The organism is Microbacterium sp., assembly GCF_035277845.1.
Lineage (GTDB): Bacteria > Actinomycetota > Actinomycetes > Actinomycetales > Microbacteriaceae > Microbacterium.
Window position 1 is genome coordinate 1 of record NZ_DATEJS010000198.1, and the last position, 4,841, is coordinate 4,841.

Consider the following 4,841-nt stretch of genomic DNA (forward strand, 5'->3'; position numbering starts at 1 on the left):
GGGGGTGTAGCCGCGCAGGGACTTGCCCTCGGGGACGGCGAACAGGGTCATGAGGGAGGTGTCCTTGTCGCCGAGTCCCCGGGCGACGAGCTCGTCGAGCTGGGCGAGGGCGAGGTTGGCGGCGGGCAGCGGGACGCCGGCCTCGTCGCCGGCGGCGACGGCGAGGGAGCAGTCCTTGCGGGCGAGATTCACCGAGAACGTCGCGTCGAAGTTGTGGTTCGCGGCGGCGGTGGGCACGACGCCCGGCGCCGGCCACCACGTGCGCTGCGGCCAGGACTGGCCGGACGAGGAGTCGGCGACCTGCCAGAACACCTGCTGGTCGAGGCCGAGCTGCTCGGCGAGCTGCGAGCCCTCGGCGACGGCGAGCATGTCGATGAACAGCATCATGTTGTTCACGAGCTTCGAGCCGATGCCGGCGGTCGGGCCGCCGCAGTCGATGACGTGCCCGGCCATGGCCTTCACGAACTCGTGGGCGCGGGCCGTGGCATCCTTCTCGCCGCCGAGCATGAACGTCAGGGAGTGCGCTTCGGCGCCGGCCGTGCCGCCGGAGATCGGCGAGTCCACGAACGAGAACCCGCGCCTCGTCGACTCGTCGTGGCACCAGCGTGAGGTCGCGATGTCGACCGTGGAGGTGTCGAGCAGCAGGGTGCCGGAGTCGGCGTGCGCCCAGATGCCCTCTTCGTCGGAGTACACCTCGTGCACGTGGGCGGGCATCGGCAGCGAGGTGAAGCACGCCTCGGCGCCGTCGAGTGCCTTCGCGATGCTGCTCACGATCTGCACCCCGTGGGAGGCCGCCGCCTCGCACGCGGTGGAGCTGAGGTCGTAGCCGCGTACGGTGTGGCCGGCCGCGACCAGGTTGGCGGTCATCGGCGTGCCCATGTGCCCGAGCCCGATCCAGGCGATCTGCGACATCCCGGCCTCCTTCGGTCGTACGGGCGCGCGAAAGCCCGCTGCTGGCCACCTTAGGCACCCGATGAGCGCGCGGCAACGCTCCCACGCGCAGGGCCGGCGTCATGAACGAAATCCGCTCTTGCGGCCCCGGACCGGCTCGCCCCTAGACTCCTGAGGGTGAAGGCCCTCCGAACGTTCACCGTCCGCCCCGTCCTCGCCGAATCGCTCTCCGCACTGGACCGTCTCGCCTCGAACTGGCGCTGGTCGTGGTCGCGGACGCCGCATGACCTCTTCGCCTCGATGGACCCCGACCTCTGGGTGGAGGTCGGCGAGAACCCGGTGCAGATGCTCGGCGCGATCGGCCAGGAGCGCCTCGACCAGCTCGCAGAGGACGACGAGTTCGTGCGCCGGGTGCAGGAGGAGGACGATCGCCTCAGCGACTACCTCACCGGCGACCGGTGGTTCCAGCGCCACGAGGGCGACAAGCCCGCGCACATCGCGTACTTCTCCCCCGAGTTCGGCGTCGACGGGTCGCTCCCCCAGTACTCCGGCGGTCTCGGCATCCTCGCCGGCGATCACCTGAAGAGCTCGAGCGACCTGGGCGTGCCCCTCACCGGCGTCGGCCTGTTCTACCGGGCCGGCTACTTCCGGCAGGCGATCGGCGACGACGGCTGGCAGCGCGAGAGCTACCCGGTGCTCGACCCGTACGGTCTCGGGCTGACGCTGTTGCGGGATGCCGCAGGAGCCCCGGTGGAGATCGCGCTCGACCTGCCCGGCGACCGGCGCCTCGCCGCACGCATCTGGATCGCCGACATCGGGCGCGTGCCGCTGCTGCTGCTGGATGCCGAGACCCCCTCGAACACCGAGGAGATGCGCCGGGTCACCGACCGCCTGTACGGCGGCGGCGGCGAGCACCGGCTGCTGCAGGAGCTGCTGCTGGGCGTCGGCGGCGTGCGCGCGGTGCGCGCGTTCAGCGCCGCGACCGGCCGCCCCACCCCGGACGTGTACCACACCAACGAGGGGCACGCCGGGTTCCAGGGCCTCGAGCGGATGTCGGAGTACCTCACCTGCGCCGGGCTCTCGTTCGACGAAGCGCTCGCGCAGGTGCGGGCATCCACCGTCTTCACCACGCACACCCCGGTGCCCGCCGGCATCGACCGGTTCCCGCGGGACCTCATCGCCGCGTACCTGTCGAGCGCGCTGTTCCGCGGGCTCGACCCGGAGCGCGCTCTCGCACTCGGCCTCGAGGACTACGACGGCGGCGACCGCGGCGTCTTCAACATGGCGGTGCTCGGACTGCATCTCGGCCAGCACGCGAACGGCGTCTCGCGCCTGCACGGCGACGTCAGCCGGCGCATGTTCGGGCAGCTGTGGCCGGGCGTCGACACCGACGAGGTTCCGATCACGTCGATCACGAACGGCGTGCACGGGCCGACGTGGGTGCACGGGCGGCTCAAGCAGCTGAGCGAGGACGCCTTCGGCGACTCGGCGGTGCCGACCCACGACTGGACCGACCACGCCCGCGTCTCCGACGAGGAATTGTGGGGCGTGCGGTACGAGATGAAGCGCGAGCTCGTTGCCGAAGCGCGGCGACGGGTGGCGGCATCCGCTCTGCAGTCCTCCCCCGTCGCGCCGGCCTGGATCGACGACCTGCTGAACCCGGACGTGCTGACCATCGGGTTCGCGCGCCGCGTGCCGACCTACAAGCGCCTCACGCTGATGCTGCGCGACCCGGAGCGGCTGACGAAGATCCTCACCGACCCGGAGCGGCCGGTGCAGATCGTCATCGGCGGCAAGTCGCACCCGGCGGATGACTCGGGCAAGATCCTGATCCAGCAGCTCGTCGCGTTCAGCCGCACCCCGGCCGTGCGCGGGCGCATCGTATTCCTGCCGGACTACGACATCACGCTCGCGAAGACGCTCTACCCGGGATGCGACGTGTGGCTGAACAACCCGCTGCGGCCGCTCGAGGCGTGCGGCACGTCGGGCATGAAGGCGGCGCTCAACGGCGCCCTCAACCTGTCGATCCTCGACGGCTGGTGGGACGAGTGGTTCGACGGCCGCAACGGCTGGGCGATCCCCACGGCCGACACCGCCTCGAGCGACACGGAGCGGGATGATGCCGAGGCATCCGCTCTGTACGACCTCATCGAGCACCGGCTGGTGCCGGCGTTCTACAACCGCGAGGACGGCATCCCGCGCGAGTGGATGGCCATGGTGCGGCACACGATGACCGAGCTCGGAAAGCGCGCCACGAGCGACCGGATGGTGCGCGACTACGTGACGCACCTGTACGCCCCGGCCGCGGCCCGCGATGCCGCGCTGCGCGCGGACGACCACGCCCGGGCCCGGGAGCTGGCCGCGTACATCGGACGGGTGCGGGCGGCGTGGCGGGGCGTCGGTGTCGCGCACGTCGACCAGTCCGGCATCCCGCAGCAGCCTCAGGCGGGCGACCTGCTCGAAGTGCGGGCCGCCGTGCACCTGGCGGGGCTGTCGGCGGATGACGTGGCGGTCGAGCTCGTCACCGGCAACACCGACGAGGACGACCGGCTGGTGGACACGAGCTCCACGCGGCTGGAGCCGGCAGGGCCGACCGGAGACGACGGGCTGACGGTGTTCCGCTGCGTGCAGCCGCTCACCGTGACGGGGTCGTTCGGCTACACCGTGCGGGTCGTGCCGGCGCATCCGCTGCTGGTCTCCCCCGTGGAGCTCGGGCTCGTGACCTACGCGTCCTGACACGCGCTCCCCGGCCTCCCCGAACGCCTCTGCGAGGCGTAAAGTCAAGGATTGCTCAGGATTCACGAAAGACTGAGGCAGTCCACGTGACGAGTCCGAGAAGCCCCCGTAGGGTGGGGCTTCGAGGGGTGGACGGGGAACCCGTTTCGGGAGGGGGAACGATCGTGAGAGGTCTCGCGCAGACGCTGGTGCTGACCGGCGCGGTCCGGGCGGCGGACATGTCCCACGCGATCGCGGAGTTCGGCGACGGCAACGATCTGGCGCAGCAGCTGGTCAGCGCGCGCCTCGTGACCGACACCCAGGTGGCCGAGGCCGTGTCGCTGCATACCGGCACCCGGTTCGTCGACCTCAGCCGGATGACGCTCGACCCCACCGTGATCAGCCTCGTGCCGGGGAGTCTGTGCCGCAACCACCAGCTGCTTCCGCTCGAGCAGGTGCGCGACACCCTCGTCGTGGGGATGATCGATCCCACCGACATCATCGCGATCGACAACGTCACGAGCGTCACCGACATGCACGTCGAGCCCGTGGTCGTCGCCATGGACGCACTCCGTCAGGCCTTCGACCGCTACCTGCGCAGTGACGAGGAGCTGAGCGACCTCTCCGAGCAGATCGGCGAGACCGCGAACGCGAGCGACGTCGGCATCTTCGCGTCGTCGCTCGACGAGCAGGACAGCGACGCCCCCGTCATCCGCTTCGTGAACCTGCTCATCACGCAGGCCATCAACGACCGTGCGAGCGACATCCACATCGAACCCGGCGAACGGCACCTCACGGTGCGGTACCGCATCGACGGCGTGCTGCACGAGATGCAGAAGGCCGACCGGGCGATCCAGGACGGCGTCATCTCGCGTCTGAAGATCATGTCGTCGATCGACATCGCCGAGCGGCGCAAGCCGCAGGACGGCCGGCTCAGCGTGACGCACGACGGCCGCACGATCGACCTTCGTGTCGCGACTCTGCCGACGGTGTGGGGCGAGAAGATCGTCATGCGCATCCTGGACACCTCCGGGCAGCTGCTGACCATGCGCGACCTGCGCTTCTCGTCGTTCAACGAGCAGCGCTTCACGGAGGCCATCACCCGCCCGCACGGCATGGTGCTCGTCACCGGCCCGACGGGTTCCGGCAAGTCGACGACGCTGTACACCGCGCTGCGCACGGTCGCCAACCCGGCGATCAACGTGATCACCGTCGAAGACCCGGTCGAGTACCGC

The 4,841-nt window shown here is 70.4% G+C and carries 3 protein-coding genes; 2 read left to right on the forward strand and 1 reads right to left on the reverse strand.

The features are described 5' to 3' along the window. Nucleotides 1–912, reverse strand: a 912-nt coding sequence (locus VJR25_RS08360; RefSeq protein WP_324114484.1) for an NAD(P)-dependent oxidoreductase, incomplete at its 3' end; no start/stop codon positions are given. 156 nt (nt 913–1,068) lie between these two features. Here VJR25_RS08360 and glgP point away from each other — a divergent pair. Then, the gene (glgP, locus tag VJR25_RS08365; protein ID WP_324114486.1) at nt 1,069–3,627 is read left to right on the forward strand and encodes an alpha-glucan family phosphorylase; all 2,559 of its coding nucleotides are present in this window, start codon (nt 1,069–1,071) and stop codon (nt 3,625–3,627) included. 164 nt (nt 3,628–3,791) lie between these two features. Continuing rightward, nucleotides 3,792–4,841 (forward strand): GspE/PulE family protein (locus VJR25_RS08370; RefSeq protein ID WP_324114488.1); only part of this gene is annotated, 1,050 nt, incomplete at its 3' end.